Origin of the sequence: Pseudomonas asplenii, assembly GCF_001293465.1 — a bacterium.
GTDB classification, from domain to species: Bacteria; Pseudomonadota; Gammaproteobacteria; order Pseudomonadales; family Pseudomonadaceae; genus Aquipseudomonas; species Aquipseudomonas fuscovaginae_B.
In genome coordinates this window covers 169,220-187,889 of sequence record NZ_JSYZ01000007.1, presented here as the reverse complement: position 1 = coordinate 187,889, position 18,670 = coordinate 169,220, and the positions used below count along the sequence as shown (strand labels likewise).

Sequence of the window (18,670 nt, the reverse complement as noted above, 5' to 3'; positions counted from 1 at the left end):
CTCCTCAGTGCTTGCCCGACCTGCTCCGGGAATTGGCGACCAAGGTTTCATAGAGCTCGGCGTAGGGCTCCACCGCCTTGCACCAGTTGAACGGTGCGGCCATGGCGCGGCAGCGCATGGCATTGAGCAGCGGCGGGTAGGCGAACACCTTGAAGGCCCGGCGCAGCGCCGACTCGTAGCTTTGCACGGTGGATTCGTCGAAGAGGAAACCGGTCACGCCGTCCTCAATGGTATCGGCCAGGCCGCCGGTGTTGCGCGCCACCGGCAGCGAGCCGAAGCGCTGGGCATACATCTGGCTGAGGCCGCAGGGCTCGTAGCGCGAGGGCATCAGCAGGAAGTCGCTGCCGGCGAACATGCGTCGGGCATCGGTTTCGTTGAAGCCGATGCGTACGCCGATCCGACCGGGGAAGCGCAGGGCCAGCTGGCGCATGGCTTCCTCTTCCTCCGGCTCGCCACGACCGATGATCGCGATCTGGCCGCCGGAGCGGACGATGAACTCGCTCACCGCCTGGGTGAGGTCCAGGCCCTTCTGGTAGACCAGCCGCGAGACCACGGCGAACAGCGGGCCGGTGGATGCTTCGAGGCCGAACAACTGGCGCACGTGGGCGGCATTGACCGCCTTGCCCTCCCAGTCGCCGATGTGGAAGGGCTGGACCAGGTGATGGTCGGTGGCCGCGTCCCAGCTTTCGTCGATGCCGTTGGGGATGCCGCTGAGCAGGCCCTGGTAGGTCTTGCTGGCAAGGAAGCCGTCCAGGCCGCAGCCGAATTCCGGGGTGGTGATCTCCTCGGCGTAGGTGGCGCTGACCGTGGTGATGTGGCTGGAGTAGGCCATGCCGGCCTTGAGGAACGACAGTTTGCCGTAGAACTCCATGCCTTCCTGTTGCAGGGCGTGGGCCGGAATACCCAGCTCCGGGCAGCAGGCCAGGCTGACCACGCCCTGATAGGCGAGGTTGTGGATGGTGAACAGGGTCGGCGTGCGCTGGCCGCGCCAGTGCATGTAGGCCGGGGCCAGGCCGGCGGGCCAGTCATGGGCATGGACCAGGTCCGGGGTCCAGTGGATCTGGCCCAGGTTGGCGGCGATGTCGGCCGCGGCCAGGCCCAGGCGGGCGAAGCGGATGTGATTGTCCGGCCAGTCGCGGCCGTTGTTGGCACCGTACGGGGTGCCATCGCGCTCGTAGAGTTCGGGGCAGATCAGCACGTAGATCACCAGGCCGTCGGGCATGTCCATGCGCCCGATCCGGCAGGGGGGCAGAGCCGCGTGGCCGGCGAGCTCGCCGACGATATGGATCGGGTTGTCGCTGTCCAGCACTTGCGGGTAGCCGGGAATCAGCACCCGCACATCATGCAGGTGGCGCATGGCCCGTGGCAGCGCCGCCGAGACATCGCCCAGGCCGCCGGCCTTGACCAGGTCGGCGAACTCGGAGGTGACGAACAGCACTTTCTTCTTGTTGGGGTTGACGCTTACCACCGATGACAACGTCTTCCCTCCCGTTGAAGGGACGGGCACGTGGACCGGTTCGCTGACCTGAATCAAACCTTCTCCCTGAATCTCCAACGCAGCGCTGATCATGTGCCTCTCCCGTTTTATCCGATCTGATCCATGGCTTTCACGCAGCGTGCCCAAACCGCTTCCTTTTGTCGGACACGCCCGCTCGGGTGGTTGGGGCACGAGGCCGCTCGACGCACCTGAGCAAGAAAAAGAGTGGGGTGGCGCCTGTGCCTGTTCCACCCGGATCAGGCGCCTTACCTTTAACCTGACTGACGACCGGTTCAGAAGGTTCGATTTTTTTTCCGAGGAAATGACCGGCTGGTCAGTAGGCCCAGAAACACAGTGTAGGAGAGATGTTGCCGACTGGTGGGGCGGTATTTAGACGACAAATTTCAAAAAGTTTCCTACTGGATATAAGGCGCGTGGTTCACGACAACTTTCGGGAACAAGCGGGTAGGGAGGTCTGCACCCGATTGGCGCGGGGCGAGGGGCGGATGGGCGAGAAGGGGGCGCCGACCGCGCCCGTACAAGGCACGGGCGTGGCCGGTTTCGGGGCGTCAGCCGAGGACGCGGATCGGTGCGCCGGTGGCCCAGGCCTGGATGTCCTCGATCATCTGGCTGTAGAACATCCGGTAGTTGTTCTGGCTGACGTAGCCGACATGGGGCGTGGCCAGGACGTTGTCCAGGGTGCGGAACGGGTGGCCGGCCGGCAGCGGTTCCTGTTCGAATACGTCGAGCGCTGCGCCGGCGAGCCGGCCCTGCTGCAGGGCACTGATCAGCGCCGCCTCGTCGACGATCGGGCCACGGGCGGTGTTGACCAGGTAGGCGGACGGCTTCATCCAGCCCAATGCCTGGGCATCCACCAGGCCGCGGGAGCGATCACTGAGCACCAGATGCACCGACAGCAGGTCGGCCTGCTCGAACAGCGCCTGCTTGCTGACGTATTCCACGCCCGCTTCGGCGGCACGTTCGGCGGTGAGGTTCTGGCTCCAGGCGATCACCCGCATGCCGAAGGCCTGGCCGTAGCGGGCGATCTTCTGGCCAATGCTGCCCAGGCCGAGGATGCCCAGGGTCTTGCCGTAGAGGTCGTTGCCCAGCCCCACCTGCCAGTCGCCGGCGCGCAGGGAGTTGGCTTCCCGGACCAGGTTGCGGCTCAGGGCCATGGCCAGTGCCCAGGTCAGTTCCGGCGCCGCATGCTTGTAGCTCTCGGTACCGCAGACCTGGATGCCCAGGGCGCTGGCCGCCTGGATATCGAGGGCGGCATTGCGCATGCCGCCGGTCACCAGCAGCTTGAGGCGCGGCAACCGGCGCAGCAGGGCTTCGTCGAAGGTGCTGCGTTCGCGCATCACGCAGATCACGTCATAGCCGGCCAGGCGCTCGGCCATGACCTCGGTGGCGGCGGGGTAGTCATGCAGGAAGCTGACCTGGCCGATGCCGTCCAGCAGCGACCAGTCCACCACCTCGCCGGCCACGCCCTGCCAGTCATCGATTACCGCAATCTGCAACGTCATCGGGTGCTCCTCATGATTGTCGTGCGGCCAGCCAGCCGAGCAGGGTCTTGTGGAACCGGTCGGGTTCCTCCATCTGCGGGGCGTGGCCCAGGCCGGGGAATTCCACCAGTGTCGAGTGCGGGATCAGCCTGGCCACCTGCTTGCCGAGCACGTCGTAGCGGCCCAGGCGCGCCTTGACCTCGGGCGGTGCGATATCGCTGCCGATCGCCGTGGTGTCGGCGGTGCCGATCAGCAGCAGTGTGGGCACCTTGAGATCCTTGAATTCGTAGTACACCGGCTGGGTGAAGATCATGTCGTAGATCAGCGCCGAGTTCCAGGCCACCGCGACGTGCCCCGGGCCCTTGTTCAGCCCGGCGAGCATGTCGACCCAGCGCTCGAACTCGGGCTTCCAGCGCCCGGCGTAGTAAGTGTTGCGCTCGTAGTTGCGAATGCCCTCGGCGCTGAGTTTCAGCTCGCGCTCGTTCCACTGGTCGACGGTGCGGTACGGCACGCCGAGGGCTTTCCAGTCCTCCAGGCCGATCGGGTTGACCAGTGCCAGGCGCTCGACCTGCTGCGGGTAGAGCAGGGCGTAGCGGGTGGCGAGCATGCCGCCGGTGGAGTGGCCGAGCAGCACGGCCTTGTGGATGCCGAGGCTCTCCAGCAGGGCATGGGTATTGGCCGCCAGTTGCTGGAAGCTGTACTGGTAGTGGGCGGGTTTGCTGGAGGTGCAGAAACCGATCTGGTCCGGCGCGATGACCCGGTAGCCGGCTGCGCTCAGGGCCTTGATCGAGTTGTCCCAGGTGGCGCCGCAGAAGTTCTTGCCGTGCATCAGCACCACGCTCTGGCCGTTGGCCGGCGCACTGGGTTTCACATCCATGTAGCCCATCTGCAGGGATTGGCCCTGGGACTGGAAGGCGAAGTGCTCGAGCGGATAGGGATAGTCGAAACCTTGCAGCTGCGGCCCGTAGGCCGGGCCTTCGGCGGCGTGGGACAGGGCCGGCAGCGAGGCGGCGAGCAGCAGGCTGCCAAGGACAAGGGAGCGTGACGTGGGCATGGGCGACCTCCTGGGGAATCCGCCCGATGCTGCGCAGAAACGATTAACGGCCGATTAAGGCGCTCAGCGCGCCGGGTAGTCGGCGATCACCTGGTCGGTGCCGTACTTGGTCAGGCCGATGACCTGGAAGGCGTCCTGGCGATCCCCCATCTCCATGCCCGGCGAGCCGATGGGCATGCCGGGCACGGCAATGCCGCGCAGGTCGGCGCGCTGGCTCAGGGCCTTGATCTGTTCGGCCGGCACGTGGCCCTCGACGAACTTGCCGTTGATCACCGCGGTGTGACAGGAGGCCAGTCGGGGTGCCACGCCCAGGCGTTGCTTGACCGCGCTCATGTCCGCCTCGACGTGGTCGTTGACCTGGAAGCCATTGGCCTGCAGGTGGGCGATCCACTGCTTGCAGCAGCCGCAGTTGGCATCGCGATGGACATCGATGGACAGCGGTTCGGCGGCCTTGGCCAGGGAGGCGATCAACAGGGCCGAGAGGGCGACCATGCGCAGTGGGGTTTTCATGGGCAGATTCCGGAAGGCTGGGTGAGAGGGCGACATTTTCGCCGATAACGCCAATCGCAAGGGGTTCTGAAACAGTCAGCAACATTCTTGCGGGCGGGAGAGGCGGCGACGGGCATCGATGATGCGCCGTCGCCGCTGTCGGCAACCTGAGGGGAAGATGACGGATTTGTCAGGCAAGGGTATGGCGCGAGGTTTCCAGGACGTACTTGAGGTTGTTCAGTGCCCGGGTCGACAGTTCGTGCATGCGGCCTTGCAGGCCGTTGAGGTTGAGTTCGGTGATGTACTGCAGGGTTCGGCAGAAGTGGGTGCCGCGGCCCTGACGCTGGAGTTCGTAATAGATGCAGCCGTCGACGACGGAGGAGGTGAAGGCGGTCTTGAAGGTGTGGGGCGGGTCGGCCACGACAACACGGTAGTTCATGTCGACGCGCAACCCGAGCAGGTCGATGACCTCGGTGAAGCGATGATCCCTGGGCACGGGACCGTGCATGCCGGTTTCGGCGCTGACGGAGGTCGGGTGCCATTCGTGCCAGCGATCCGGCTGGGTCACGTAGGCGTAGACCACGGCAATATCGGCTTCTATATGGATCTCGTTGCTCAGGCTTTTGGCATAGGTCTGGAAAGAGGGCTGTTCCATGTTAGCTCCTACTGCATTCCTTGTTTAAAGGGAAGAAGCAGCAGTGAGCATAGGCGATGAGCCAGCATTGCACCCGGGCAGTCGATGAGTGTTGCAGTACCCCACGCCGAACGGTCGCGGGGTACTGCGTTGTGGCGGGTCAGCGGACCTTGAAGCGTCCCATCAGCGCGCTGACGCGGTTGTTGGCCTCCAGCAGGCTGCGGGTGTTGGCGTCGGTGGCCTGGCCGCTGTGCACCAGTTCCTCGACCATGTGCCGGATCTGCACCATGCTGCGGTTGATCTCCTCGGTCACCGCGCTCTGCTGCTCGGCGGCCGTGGCGATCTGCGTGCTCAGGCTGTTGATGTGGCTGACCGAGCCGGCCATTTCGTCCAGCCCGGCGTTGACCCGGGCGGTGGCGTCGGCGGCCGACTGGCAACTGGCCTGGGTGTTTTCCATGGCGCTGACCGAGGAGCTGACGCCCTGGGTCAGGCGGGTCAGCATTTCGTTGATTTCCGAAGTACTGGCCTGGGTCCGGGCGGCGAGGGCACGGACTTCGTCGGCGACCACGGCGAAACCGCGACCCTGCTCGCCGGCCCGGGCGGCCTCGATGGCGGCGTTCAGGGCGAGCAGGTTGGTCTGCCCGGCAATGGCGCCGATCACCCCGAGAATCTCGGTGATGCGCTGGGCATCCTCCTGCATGCTCCCGACCTTCTGGGTGGCACTGGAGACTTCGTCGATCAGCGCGATCACGCTGCTGGAGGCTTCGCCCACCACCACCCGCGAACGGTCGGCGTCTTCGTTGGCGCGGCGGGTGAAGGCGGCGGTTTCGGCGGCGTTGTGCGCCACGGTTTCGGCGGTGCTGCTCATCTCGGTGATGGCGGTCACCGTCTGGTCGGTCTCCGAGGCGTGGCGAGCGAGAATCTGGTTGGTCTGCGCCGACGTCTGCTGGAGTTTTTCCAGGCTGCTGGACATGTCGCCGGTGGCCTGGGTGACTTCGCCGATCATGTTCTGCAGGTAGACGATGAAACGGTTGACCGAATGGCCGATGGCGCCCAGTTCGTCCTCGGCGCGAATGACGATGCGCCGGGTCAGGTCGGCATCGCCACTGGACAGCGCATCGATATTGCCCTTGAGCACGCGCATGCGCTGCACCAGCTTGCGGATGGCGTAGATCTGCAGCAGCACCAGCAGCACGATCATCGGCACCTGCAGCAGGCTCAGGGTCTTGAGCACGTCGTCGCGCTGGGCGGTGATCGACTGGGTCGGCAGGGCGGTGGCGAGGAACCACGGCGAACCTTCGATGGGGCGCATGAAGAAGGTGCTGGCGACACCGGCGTTATCGAACTCCACTCGCCGCCGGCCATTGTCGCGTTCCTGCAGGGCGGCCTTGATCTGGGCGGCGAAGGGCGAGTTGCCGGCCAGGTCGTTGATGTTCTTGAGCACCACCGGGCTGCTGATGTGGGTGCTGTTGCTGATGATCTTGCCGTCGGCCTCGACGATCAGCATCTCGGCGCCCAGGTCTTTCTCCTTGCGGGCCACCAGGTCGTTGAAGAAGCCCAGGGTCACGTCGATGGTCGATACGCCGTAGGGCGCGCCGTTGCGCTGGATCGCCATGGCGCAGTTGGTGCGCGGTTCCTGGCTGGCGTCATCCTTGTAGGCCGCCGCCCAGGCGCACTGGCCGCGTGGCGTGGCCATGCCGCCCTTGTACCAGGGCTGGTCGTAGTAGTTGGGGGCCTCGGCACTGTTCCAGAAAGTATTGACCTTCAGTTGGCCGTTGGCATCGCGGTGCCAGAAGGTACTGTGCTTGTTCTGCCCCGGCGTGCGCTGGCCGGGCAGGGGCCAGATGCCGCCGCCGAACACCTTGAGCTCCCCGTACTGGTCCACCAGGCCGGGCAGGACCTTGTCGATGGCGTCGCTGTCGAGCAGGGGAATGGTCTGGGTGATGCTGCGTTGCTGGGCCTGGACCTTGTTCAGTTCGCCCTGGATCTGCTCCGCCACTTCGGCAATGCGATTGAGTGCCACCTGCTCTTCGGTGTGGCGCAGCTTGGGTGCGACCAGTTGTCCGATGCCGACCACGGTCAGGACGAACAGCAGCAGGACAAACAGGACCAGAAACAGCGTATAGCGGGCTTGGATCGTACGGAACGTGGGCATGGGACCTGTCCTTGCAGAGCGGCTTTTATTATTCGTCAGCTTTTCAGGGCTGCGAGAGGTTATCGGCCTGGTCTGGAGGGTCTTTAGGTACGATCGTGCAGGATTGTGGGGTTCTGGCACCGGCTTTCACCCGGTGGGAGCAGGCGCCATCTTTATGTAATGGAATGTAGATAGATTGTATCCTGATTGGAACATTGACTAGAATTTCGCTTTTCACACCTAAATCAGGGACGTTTCCTATGACTGCCTCACCAGCACGTCAACCGCAGCAGCAGATTTTCACTCACCTGAGCCAGGGAGTCCGACCATGAGCATGGGGACGGTAGGGGCCTGGGCCTCGGCGGCGGGTCTGAAGATTTTTGTCAAGGACGGCGCTCCCGCGCAGCAGAACAAGATCCAGAGCGAGAAGGCCCAGCAACTGCTGCGTACGGTCGGCAAGGACCCGCTGGCACTCGATCTCGGCAAGATGGCGGCCGCCAAGCTGCGGCCCAAGTTCAAGGACTTCAACCCGGAACAGGTCACGCCCGCGCAGTTGGGAAAAATCAGTACCTTCCTGAAGGACAATGGCCTGATCGATACGTTCACCGCCAGCCTGATGCTCAATGCCGGTGAGGATTTCGACAAGTTCGGGGTGCAGAAGAACCCCGACGACAAGTTCAATGCCCTGGAATACTTCGCGACCCAGATCACCACGATCCAGGACCGCGCCATGAAAAAGGACGCGTATTCCAACTACATGGTTCCGGCTTACAAGAAGGCCATCAACGTGCTGCAGAACCTGCAGCAGTTCGGCAGCACCGGCGCTGCCGTGACGGTCAATACCAAGGCCTGACCGGCCCCCTGCCAAGGCATGCACTCCTGCCGGGGGCATGCCGGGCCCTCCCGGGTGTGTCGGCGCTGAAATAAAAAGTAGCATTTGTTGACGTCAAGGATACGTCTCTCTACCATCGCGCCACCATTTTGCTACCAGTTGTTTTTCGAGGGATCGAACATGTCTCCACTCGCCTTCGGGACGAGGATTTGCGTTGCGTTGCTGTGTGTTTCCGCTCTGAATACCGCTCAAGCCGCTTCTCTTGATAATATCCCCGGTATCACTGACCTGATCCGCGATCGTCAGGATCGCCTCCTCGAAGAACAGCGCCGCCGTCTCGAAGAACTCAAGGACCTGCCTGGCAAGAGTGCCACCCCCGTGGCACCCCAGGCACCGGTGGACAGCCGCTGCTTCCCGATCAAGACCATCGACCTGCAGGGCGCGGACTCGCTCTCCAGCGGTGAGCGCGAGCGTCTGCTCAAGCCCTACATCGGCCAGTGCCTGGGCGTGCCGCAACTCAACGAACTGCTCAAGGTCATCACCGACCTCTATATAGAGAAGGGGTTGGTCACCAGTCGCGCCTACCTGCCACAGCAGGACCTGTCCAGCGGCAACCTCAAAGTGCTGGTGGTCGAAGGCAAGCTCGAAGGGCTCAAGGGCGCCGAGGGCAGCGGCATTTCCGAGCGCGAGTTGAAGATGAGTTTTCCCGGCCGGCAGGGCGACCTGCTCAACCTGCGGGAAATCGAGCAGATGGTCGACCAGTTGAACCGCCTGCCGTCGAACCAGGCCCAGATGGAGTTGGCTCCGGGCAGGGAAGTGGGCGGCAGCGAGGTACTGGTCAGGAACAACCCGCAGAAACCCTGGCGGGTCGGCCTGTCGCGCCACAATGATGGCCAGCGCAGCACCGGCGAGCAGCAGTGGGGCACCAGCCTAGATTGGGATAACCCGCTTGGCCTGGCCGACCAGTTGTCGCTGCGTGCCGGCCACGATGCCATCAGCGATCACCAGAAGACCTCGCGCAACGCAATGTTCTATTACAACCTGCCGTTCGGCTGGTGGAACCTCAGCTACACCTACAGCGAAAGCGAATACCGTTCCCTGGCCAAGGCCAGCGGCTTCGACTTCAAGCAGACCGGCGACAGCCAGAACCACCAGTTGAAGCTGGAACGGGTGATCTACCGCGATGCGATGAGCAAGACCTCGCTCAACACCGGCGTGTCCTACCTGCGCACCAACAACTTCATCGAAGACAGCAAGCTGGCGGTCAGCAGCAACCGCATCAGCGAAGCGCAGTTCGGCATCAACCATGGCCGGCGCATCGGCGGCGCGTTCGTCAACGTCGACCTGGGCATGCAGAACGGCATCGGTGCCTTTGACGCCCAGGCCAACCACGACCCCAAGCCGGGTCAGGCCGATGCCCGCTACCGCAAGTACACCGCCACCGTCAGCTACCTGCAGCCGTTCAAGCTGTGGGGCGAGTCCTTCAGTTTCAGCAGCCTGATGACCGGCCAGCGCAGCGAAGACGTGCTGTTCAGCCCGCAGCGCATGAGCCTGGGCGGCCAGTCGTCGATTCGCGGCTACAAGGACCAGACCCTGGCAGGGGACAGTGGTGGCTACTGGCGCAACGACCTGCGCTGGAGCCGGCCGGTGACCTGGGACTGGATGCGTCCGGTCTTCGCCGAGTACGGCACCAGTATCGGTTATGACCAGGGCGTGATCCGCCGCGACCGCTACAACGCCGAGCAGCACGGGCGCATGACCAGCGACTCGCTGGAACTGTTCGCCCGCGGCCAGCACGTGGCGGCGACGGTGACCTTTGCCCATTCCCTGGAACGGCCGGCCCCGATTACCGAGCGCGAGGCGCCGATCTACTTCCGCCTGGACTTCTTCCTTTAATTTTTTGCTTCGACCGATTCGAGATTTTCCGACATGGACGTTCGCCAGTTCGCCTTCCTCGCGGGGCAGCCTTCTGCTGCCCTGAAAAACCGTGACCATTTCCTCGGGTTGCCCAAGCGCGGGGTCGCCTTCCTGCTGGCGAACGTGATGTTCTGGCAGCCGTTGTGGGCCCAGGCCGATGGCATCGTCGTCAGTGCACCGGGAACCACGCTCGGGCAGGCGGGCAATGGCGTGCCCATCGTCAACATCGCCGCCCCGAATGCCAACGGGCTGTCGCACAACCAGTTCAAGGACTACAACGTCGGCAGCAACGGCGTCATCCTCAACAACGCCACCGGCCGCACCCAGTCTACCCAGTTGGGCGGGATCATCCTCGGCAACAGCAACCTCAACGGTCGTGCCGCGTCGACCATCCTCAACGAGGTCAACGGTGGTAGCCCGAGCCAACTGCGTGGCTATACCGAAGTGGCGGGGCAGTCGGCCCACGTGATCGTCGCCAACCCCTATGGCATCAGTTGCAACGGTTGCGGTTTCATCAATACCCCGCGGGTCACCCTCAGCACCGGCAAGGCGGTCATCGAGAATGGCCGGGTCGACCATTTCCAGGTGGATGGCGGGGCCATCGACATCGACGGAGCGGGCTTCAAGGCCGGGACCGTCGAGCAGTTCGACCTGATCACCCGCAGTGCCCGGATCAACGCCGAAATCTACGCCAGGCAGCTCAACGTCATCACCGGCCGCAATGATGTAAAGGCCGATGATCTGACCGCTGTGGCGCGGGCCGACGACGGTAGTGCGGCCCCGGCGCTGGCCATCGACAGTTCCGCCCTGGGCGGCATGTATGCCGGGGCCATTCGCCTGGTGGGCACGGAAAAAGGTGTGGGTGTACGCCTGGCCGGCAACATGGCCACCAGTGCCGGCGACATCCAGATCGATGCCAACGGCAAGCTGACCATGGGCCAGGCCATTGCCAGCGAGGCGGTCAAGGTCAAGGCCGAGAGCCTGGAAACCAAGGACGCGGTCTATGCCGGCAGCCAGCTCGATATCAAGACCACCGGCGACCTGCAAAGCAGCAAGAGCCTGGCGGCCCATGACGGCATCCGCCTGGAAAGTGGCGGCCAACTGGTCAACAGCGGCAGCATCGATGCCGGGGTCAACCAGGATGGCAGTCGGAACGTCGAAGGCAATGTCACGCTGTTGGGCAAGACGATCCGGAACAGTGGCAATGTGATCGCCAGCCGCAAGATCGACGCCAAGGCCGGGCAGACCCTGGACAACCGTGGCGGCCAGTTGGTATCGGCCGAGACCGAGGTGCGCGCAGCCCGCATCGACAACCGTCAGGGCCTGATCAACGCCAACAGTGGCGCGGCCAAGGTGCAGGCCGACGAGCAACTGGACAACACTGACGGCAAGCTGCTGGCCGGTACCGATCTGTTACTGACGGGCGGCGAGGTCATCAACCGCAACGGCGCCCTGATCGCCAATAGCCTGACCGCCGATATCCTGAGCCTCGACAACAGCCTCAAGGGCCGTGTCAGTGCCGAGTCCGGCACGCTCAAGATCACGGCCCGACAGGACCTGAACAACCAGGGCGGTCGCCTGCAGTCCACCAGCGGTGCAGTCGACGTGACGGCGACGAACCTCGACAACCGCGAGGGTGTCGTGGTCGGCGAGCAGGTCCAGGTCTCGGCTGGCCAGGGCCGTATCGACAACCGCAATGGCCAGGTCCTGGCCCGCCGGATCGAGCTGTCGGCCGCCGAGATCGATAACAGTGGGCAAGGCAAGGTCCTGGCCGGCAGCGAAGGACTGAAGCTCGCCGCCAACAAGGTGCTGAACCAGCAGGGCAACCTGCTTGCCGAAGGCAGCCAGGTTTCGCTGCTGCTGAACAAGGGCTCGCTGGACAACCAGGCTGGCAGTATCAAGGGTTCGGACGTCCAGCTCATTGCCGGGGATCTCGACAACAGCGCCCTCAACGGACAGTTGGGCCTGATCGCCAGCCTCAAGGGCAACCTCGAACTGACCGTGGACCGGATCATCAACCGGGGCGGCCTGGTGGAGTCGGCGGGCAACCTGACCGTCGACGGCGACAGCCTCGACAACAGCGCTGGTCAGTTGCGCGCGCTCAAGGGCGACGCCAGCCATATCGCGCTCAATGGCGAGTTGAATAACCAGAATGCTTCGATCGTTGTCGGTGGCACCACTTTCGGCCTCTCCGCGGCATCGCTGAATAATACCGGCGGCCGTATCGAGCACGGTGGCCAGGGGCTGTTCAGCCTGGGTCTTGCCAGCCTGCGCAGCGGCCAGGGCCGCATGATCGGCCTGGGCGCTGGCGATTGGAAGATCGGTAGCGTGGAGGGTGTGGGCACCTGGCAGCTCAATGGCGGGCTGACCTACATCAGCAGCCAGGCCCTGGCGCTCGCCGCAGGCGAGCGTATCGCCAGTGCCGGTGCGTTGAAGTTCGACGTCGCCAGCCTGAGCAACGCCGGCGAACTGGTCAGCGACAACGACCTGACCCTCAAACTCGCGGGCAACCTGAGCAACAGCGGGGTGATCTCCTCCCTCAAGGCGCTGGAGATCACTGCTGTCGACCTGAACCAGTCCGGTGGTCGTCTGGCGAGCGGTGGCGATACCCGCCTCACGCTGCAAGGCACCCTGGAAAACCTCGGCCGACTGGTGGCCGACCAGGCCCTGGCGATCCAGGCGGCACGGATCAACAACCACGGCACCCTCGGTGCGCTTGGCGCCGTCAGGCTGACGGCGGCCAACGGCGTCTACAACGACAAGGACAGCCTGCTGTTCAGCGGCGCCGACCTGCGCGTTCGTGGCGACAGCCTGAGCAACTTCTACGGCGACATCTATAGCAAGGGCGACCTCAGCTTCGCCGCGCTGGATGACGGCAAGGCCAGTGTGTTCAGCAACCTCTCCGGCAGCGTCGAGAGCGAAGGCAATATCGACCTCAAGGCCAGCGAGCTGACCAACGCCAAGGCCGAGTTCGAGATGAGCAAGGGCGGGGCGGTTTCCGGCAGCCTGTCCTGGGTCTGTGGCCAGCACTGTGGCGGGCATGACTCGTTCAAGCGCGGCACCATCACCATCACCAAGGTCTTCAACGAACAGGCGCTCAAGGACTCGGCGGCAGCGCGCCTGGTGGCGGGCAAGGGCTTCACGGCCCAGGTGGACAAGATCGAGAACCGCTACAGCCTGATGGCGGCCAACGGCGACCTGACCCTGACCGCAGGCAGCCTGCTCAACCAGGGGGCGGTATCGCGCAAGGGCTACAACGTCATTCAGATCGGCACGCCAGGCCGGATTGATACCGGCTACTGGGACCAGATGGAGTCCTCCGACGTGCCGGCTTTCAACGCCGCCGTCGCTGCTGGCCATTTCGACGAGGCGCGTTTCAACGAGCTGATCAGCCGTTCCTCCGATAGTCGTTTCAGCCTGATGAGCGACGTCACCACCTGGAGTGCGGATGGCAACACCGTCTATGCCGCCACCATCCAGGCGGGCGGCAAGGTCAGCCTGAACGTCGCCCAGAACATCCAGAACGGCAGCCTGGTGGACAACACCCTGGCGCAACTGACGGGCACCTTGGGCGACAACCAGCTGGGCGCGAAAGTCGGCGGTATCGACATCGCGGTCAACGCGAGCAGCCCGCCGGCCCAGGCACCGAAGGATGTGACGCGGGTCGAGCACGTCAATGCGGATGGTAGCGTCGAAGTCAGCTTCGTGCCGGCCGACTTCAGTGGCTCGCCATTCGTGTCCGTCGATCCGACGGCGCTGCCGACTTTCCGCCTGCCCCAGGGCGACTACGGGATGTTCACCCAGAGCCGTAACCCCAAGGGCCAGTACCTGATCGAGACCAACCCGCAACTGACCGACCTGAAGAGCTTCTTCAGCTCGGACTACATGCTCGGGCAGTTGGGCTATGACAACCAGCAGGCCTGGCGCCGGCTCGGTGACGGCGGCTACGAAACCCGATTGGTCAGCGACGCGGTATTCGCCCAGACCGGCCAGCGTTTCCTGGCCAACGGCCTGACCAGCGAGTACGACCAGTTCCGCTACCTGATGGACAACGGCATCGCTTCGAAGGACCAGCTCAACCTGACCGTCGGTGTCGGGCTGACCTCGGCTCAGGTAGCGTCGTTGACCCACGACATCGTCTGGATGGAAGAGCGCGAGGTGCAGGGCGAGAAAGTCCTGGTGCCGGTGCTCTACCTGGCCAAGGTCGATTCCCGCGACATTCGCGGCGGCAGCCTGGTCCAGGGGCGCGACATCAGCGTGATTGCCGGCAATAACCTGGTCAGCGTCGGCACCTTGCGTGCCAGCAACGATGCCAGCGTGATCGCCGGCGAAAGTGTGTACAACGGCGGCCTGATGGAAGCCGGCCAGCATTTCTCGATGATGGCCCAGGACAGCATCCGCAATGCCATGGCCGGCGACATCCGCGGCAACCAGGTCAACCTGACGGCGCTGAACGGCGACATCGTCAACGACCGCACCGCCATCCTGGTCAGCGATGGCAGTGGCCATCGCACCATTCTCGACGACGGCGGCCATATCTCGGCCACCAGCAGCCTGAGCATGATTGCCGGGCAGGACCTGACCAACAAGAGCCAGATCAGCAGTGGTGGTGATGCGACGCTCAAGGCCGGTCGCGACATCAACCTGCTGGCGGTGACTGACAGCAGCGAGACCCATGTCATCAAGAACGGTGGGCATAACAACACCGTGACCACGCGGGTCAAGAACCTCGGTTCCGGCGTGAGCGCCGAAGGTGACCTGGTGCTGGAGGCGGGGCAGGACATCAACGCCGTCGCCAGTACCGCCAAGGCGGGCAAGGACCTTGAAGTCAGCGCCGGTCGTGACCTGACGCTGATGTCGGCCGAAGACGAGGACAGCGCCGACACTCGCAGCAAGAAAGGCAAGAAGCGCATCCACGAGCTGGACAGCCATACCCAACAGGTCGCGAGCGAGTTCACCGCTGGTGGCAACCTGACGGCGCAGGCCAAGCAGGATGTGACGCTGGTCGCCAGTAACCTGAAGTCGGGCGGCGATGTGGGGGTGAATGCGGGGAACAACCTGCAACTGCTGGCGGCGCAGAACACCGACCATACCCTGTACGACATGAAGGAGAAGGGTGGCTTCGGCAACCTGAAACTCAAGCATGACGAAGTGACCCAGGTCACCCACGTCGGCAGCCAGATCACCACCGGCGGCGACCTGACGCTCAAGAGCGGTGGCGACCAGCGCTACCAGGTGGCGCAGTTGCAGAGTGGCAAGGACATCACGCTTGACAGTGGCGGGGCCATCGTCTTCGAGGGCGTGAAGGACCTGCACGACGAGAGCCATACCAAGACCAACAACAACTCGTTCTGGAACTCGGCCAAGGGCAAGGGCAACACCGACGAAACCCTGCGCCAGACACAGATGATCGCCGAGGGCAAGATCACCATCAAGGCGGTCGAAGGCCTGAAGATCGACGTCAGGGAGGTCAACCAGCAGACGGTCAGCCAGACCATCGACGCCATGGTCAAGGCCGACCCGAAACTGGCCTGGCTGAAGGATGCCGAGCAGCGCGGCGACGTGGATTGGCGGCAGGTGAAGGAGATCCACGAGTCCTTCAAGTACAACACCTCGGGGCTGGGGCCGGCTTCGCAGCTGATTATCGCCATCATCATGGCGGCAGTGGTCGGGCCGGCAGTCATGACCGCCATGGCGGGCAGCTCGCCGGTGTTGGCGGCAGGTGTCGCTGCGGTGTCGACCAGCGCAGCGACCAATGCCACCACCAGCTTCATCAACAATGGCGGCAACCTGGGCGCGGTGTTCAAGGACGTGACCTCGTCCGATGCGATGAAGGGGTATGCCGTTTCGTTCGCGACCGCCGGGGTGACGCAGAGCCTTGGCTACAGTCCCGACAAGATAGGCTTCGACCTTCCGAGCGCGCAGACCGTTGCAATGAAGGTGACGGCCGATGCGCTGATCAAGACGGCGGTGTACGGGGGTAGTCTCAAGGACAACCTTGCCAGTGCCGCGACGAGCACGGCAATCAGCATCGGCGGCGCGGTGGGCGCCGGGAAGATCGGTGACCTTGGCCTCGACGAGGGCAGCCTGGAGAAGATCCTCCTGCATGCTGGCCTGGGTGGTCTGCTCTCCAAGGCAATGGGCGGCGACTTCCAGACCGGGGCGATTTCGGGTGGGATCAACGAGATATTGCTCGGTGCGGTTGGCGACAAGTTGGTGCCAAAGAACCTCGTCGAGGGGACCCCCGAGTACATCCGGGCTCAAGCGAACCTGATGGCGCTTTCGCAGATCGTTGGGGTGCTGGGAGCGGTTGCTTCGGGAGGCGATGCCGGTCAGGCGGCTAACGTTGCGGCTAACGCTACTCAGTACAACTTCCTGGGTAATCACTCTCAAGCCGCGCGTGATCGGGCTCGCAAGGAGTTCGAGGAAACGGGAAGCATAGAGTCAGCTAAGAAGCTGTCTGCATTGCAAGGTGCCGATGATCGCAGTGACGGTCTGTTGGCCAAGTACCACAACGATCCAAAGTCCCTGTCTACAGCTGAAATGAGCGAGCTGTCGGCATACCTGCAGGTCTATGGCTACGAACTGCAGATGAAGTATGGACGTGAAGTCGCAGAGTCCAGCATCAAAATGTTGGTGGAAAACGGCCCGGTTCCTTTCCGTGAGTACCCGTTTGCAGGGATTACCGAGGACAAGATTGCCTACGCCGATGCCTTGCGTGAGCAGGATGGCGTCTCTGTTTTCAATCCATTCTGGAGTCGGGACAAGACAGCCAACGAGCTGGTTTACAGGGATGCGCAAGGCTACCTGCGGATCAACAACGAACAGCAGGGTCTAGCCAATATCGGTACGCCGGCACTGTATGCGATGTCGGGGCCATTGGGGGCGGCAGTCCGTATTGCTGCGGCTGCCAACGGTGTGCTGCAGGCAGGCTATGGCGTAAACCAGGTCATTGATGGTGATACCTGGAACGGGGTTGGCAACATGGTTGTCGGGGCGCTGGGTGCTGCCAGTGTCAAGTTCCCGGGTAGCAAAACGAGTGTTGCCAGCAATGAGATCAAGGGCACTACGAAAGGTGAACTCATTGGTCCTTGCTGTTTTGCCGCAGGCACGATGGTTGCGACTCCTTCGGGCGATCGGGCGATTGACACGCTCAAAGTAGGCGACATCGTCTGGAGCAAGCCAGAGAAAGGTGGGGAACCGTTTGCTGCGGCAATTCTGGCGACTCACGTGCGGACCGATCAGCCGATCTATCGCTTGAAGCTGGAGAGCCTTCATGCTGATGGTGTAGCTGAGAGCGAAACACTGCTGGTGACAGGTGGGCACCCGTTTTATGTTCCGGCGCAAAAAGGTTTTGTCCCGGTTATAGATCTCCGAGGGGGTGATCTGCTTCAGTCGTTGGAGGATGGAGCCAGCGAGAACGTCTCGACCAGAGTCCGCTCGTTGGAGCTGTTTCAACCAGAAGGCAAGACGTTCAACCTGACGGTTGACGTTGGGCACACGTTTTATGTCGGAAAGCTTAAAACGTGGGTGCACAACGTCGGGCCCTGTGACATAAACAGACCTGCTACTTCTGCCGTTGCGGGTGCTGGGTTGCGTGAAGATCTGGCGGCGCAGGCAGGTCTTCCACGTGATATGGTCGGAAATCCGAGTAGCGTTTGGGGTAAAACCATTGAGCAGATCAAGCAGGCTCTGACCATGGATGGTGCGAATGCAACGGTTTCTATAAAGAAGAATACGTCCGGTAATGCTCAGGTATACGAAATTGAAGGCAGTGCAACAGGAATTGTTAAAATTCAATATAGTCCGTCAACTATGGGGCGGGATGTTCCACGATCGCTGCACACTGGTGAGTATTATAAGTTGACATATAAGGATGGGAGTGAAGTTAAGGTTATTGATCCTGTGGGGTATCGGCCAAAATTTTACGGTCCGGATAGGCCTATTATTGAGTCTCATGTGACTTATTTGAATCCGGCGGGGCAGGAAGTTAAGTTTATTCCTAAAACTAATACGTGGGTTCCTAAGTGATGGTTATTGATGACTTTTCAGTTTCTTGGGATGCGCCTATTGTTCCATCGGTATCTCTTGGAGGAATTCCTCTAGGTGCTGGTGTTAGGGCTCTTGAACATGTTTTGAGCCGGTATGTGGTTGATGAGAATTTGTTATTGTATAAGTTTGAGCGGGGGCCGCTTCTTCGTTTAATTTGGTATGGCTTTGAGGAAGGCACTGGCGCTGGAGGGTATTCGTTTTCAATTTTTAATGAGGATGGTGTCAAGGATGAGTGCGCTCTATATATAATGTTGAGGGCGCACGAAGTATATGCGATAAAGGTATATGGCCTAGGATTTGCCAGTGAGGATATTCGCCGGTCTTCATATCAGGGAGTGCTGCCCTGTGGTGTTGGTTTGGGTGCATTGGTTGTGGATATTCTGCCTTTCGCTACTCTTGAGTTTGATTCCGCTGAAGAGTGGTTCTATGCAGGCGGAGGATACAATGGGTTGGAAGTTTCTGGTTGGGGAGTTCGTTTGGAGGATGAACCAGATCAAATCATTACTGCTATGTGTGTGATTCCTGGGGAATGATTGCTTTAGGCTGTGTACGAAATAGTTTGAAACGCAGGTTAGGCAA

Annotated in this window: 9 protein-coding genes and 2 pseudogenes; 4 read left to right on the top strand and 7 right to left on the bottom strand. The window is 62.4% G+C overall.

Annotated features, from left to right (window positions below):
* Window positions 1-4: 4 nt before the first annotated feature.
* The 7 genes and pseudogenes from glgA to PF66_RS33895 all read right to left on the bottom strand — a co-directional run.
* Window positions 5-1,570, bottom strand: a complete 1,566-nt coding sequence (gene glgA / locus PF66_RS10585; RefSeq protein WP_054056711.1) for a glycogen synthase GlgA — start codon at window positions 1,568-1,570, stop codon at window positions 5-7.
* A 476-nt stretch (window positions 1,571-2,046) separates the two neighbouring features.
* On the bottom strand, window positions 2,047-3,000 hold the full coding sequence (locus PF66_RS10580; RefSeq protein ID WP_054056710.1) for a D-2-hydroxyacid dehydrogenase family protein: 954 nt from the start codon (window positions 2,998-3,000) through the stop codon (window positions 2,047-2,049).
* A gap of 10 nt (window positions 3,001-3,010) precedes the next feature.
* A complete protein-coding gene (locus tag PF66_RS10575) occupies window positions 3,011-4,033 on the bottom strand; it encodes an alpha/beta fold hydrolase (protein ID WP_054062637.1) in 1,023 nt (340 codons plus the stop codon).
* Between the two features lie 63 nt (window positions 4,034-4,096).
* Window positions 4,097-4,543 carry a DUF411 domain-containing protein gene (locus PF66_RS10570; protein WP_054062636.1) on the bottom strand — a complete coding sequence of 149 codons (447 nt, stop codon included), beginning with the start codon at window positions 4,541-4,543 and terminating at the stop codon, window positions 4,097-4,099.
* 169 nt (window positions 4,544-4,712) lie between these two features.
* Window positions 4,713-5,177 (bottom strand): SRPBCC family protein, encoded by a 465-nt coding sequence (locus PF66_RS10565; RefSeq protein ID WP_054056707.1) that lies wholly within the window; start codon window positions 5,175-5,177, stop codon window positions 4,713-4,715.
* A gap of 139 nt (window positions 5,178-5,316) precedes the next feature.
* Window positions 5,317-5,838 (bottom strand): annotated as a pseudogene (locus tag PF66_RS33900) (methyl-accepting chemotaxis protein); the annotation flags it as partial.
* 339 nt (window positions 5,839-6,177) lie between these two features.
* Window positions 6,178-7,311: pseudogene (locus tag PF66_RS33895) on the bottom strand (cache domain-containing protein); the annotation flags it as partial.
* 307 nt (window positions 7,312-7,618) lie between these two features.
* Here PF66_RS33895 and PF66_RS10555 point away from each other — a divergent pair.
* The 4 genes from PF66_RS10555 (at window position 7,619) to PF66_RS31925 (ending at window position 18,624) form a co-directional block, all read left to right on the top strand.
* Window positions 7,619-8,143 (top strand): hypothetical protein, encoded by a 525-nt coding sequence (locus tag PF66_RS10555; protein WP_054062634.1) that lies wholly within the window; start codon window positions 7,619-7,621, stop codon window positions 8,141-8,143.
* A 159-nt stretch (window positions 8,144-8,302) separates the two neighbouring features.
* Window positions 8,303-10,018: a ShlB/FhaC/HecB family hemolysin secretion/activation protein gene (locus PF66_RS10550; RefSeq protein WP_054062633.1), complete on the top strand. Its 1,716-nt coding sequence runs from the start codon at window positions 8,303-8,305 to the stop codon at window positions 10,016-10,018.
* Window positions 10,019-10,051: 33 nt separating this feature from the next.
* A complete protein-coding gene (locus PF66_RS10545) occupies window positions 10,052-18,070 on the top strand; it encodes a DUF637 domain-containing protein (RefSeq protein ID WP_054062632.1) in 8,019 nt (2,672 codons plus the stop codon).
* Complete coding sequence (locus PF66_RS31925) at window positions 18,070-18,624, top strand: hypothetical protein (RefSeq protein WP_239687892.1); 555 nt, start codon at window positions 18,070-18,072, stop codon at window positions 18,622-18,624. Before PF66_RS10545 ends, PF66_RS31925 begins: the two co-directional genes overlap by 1 nt.
* Window positions 18,625-18,670: the final 46 nt, after the last annotated feature.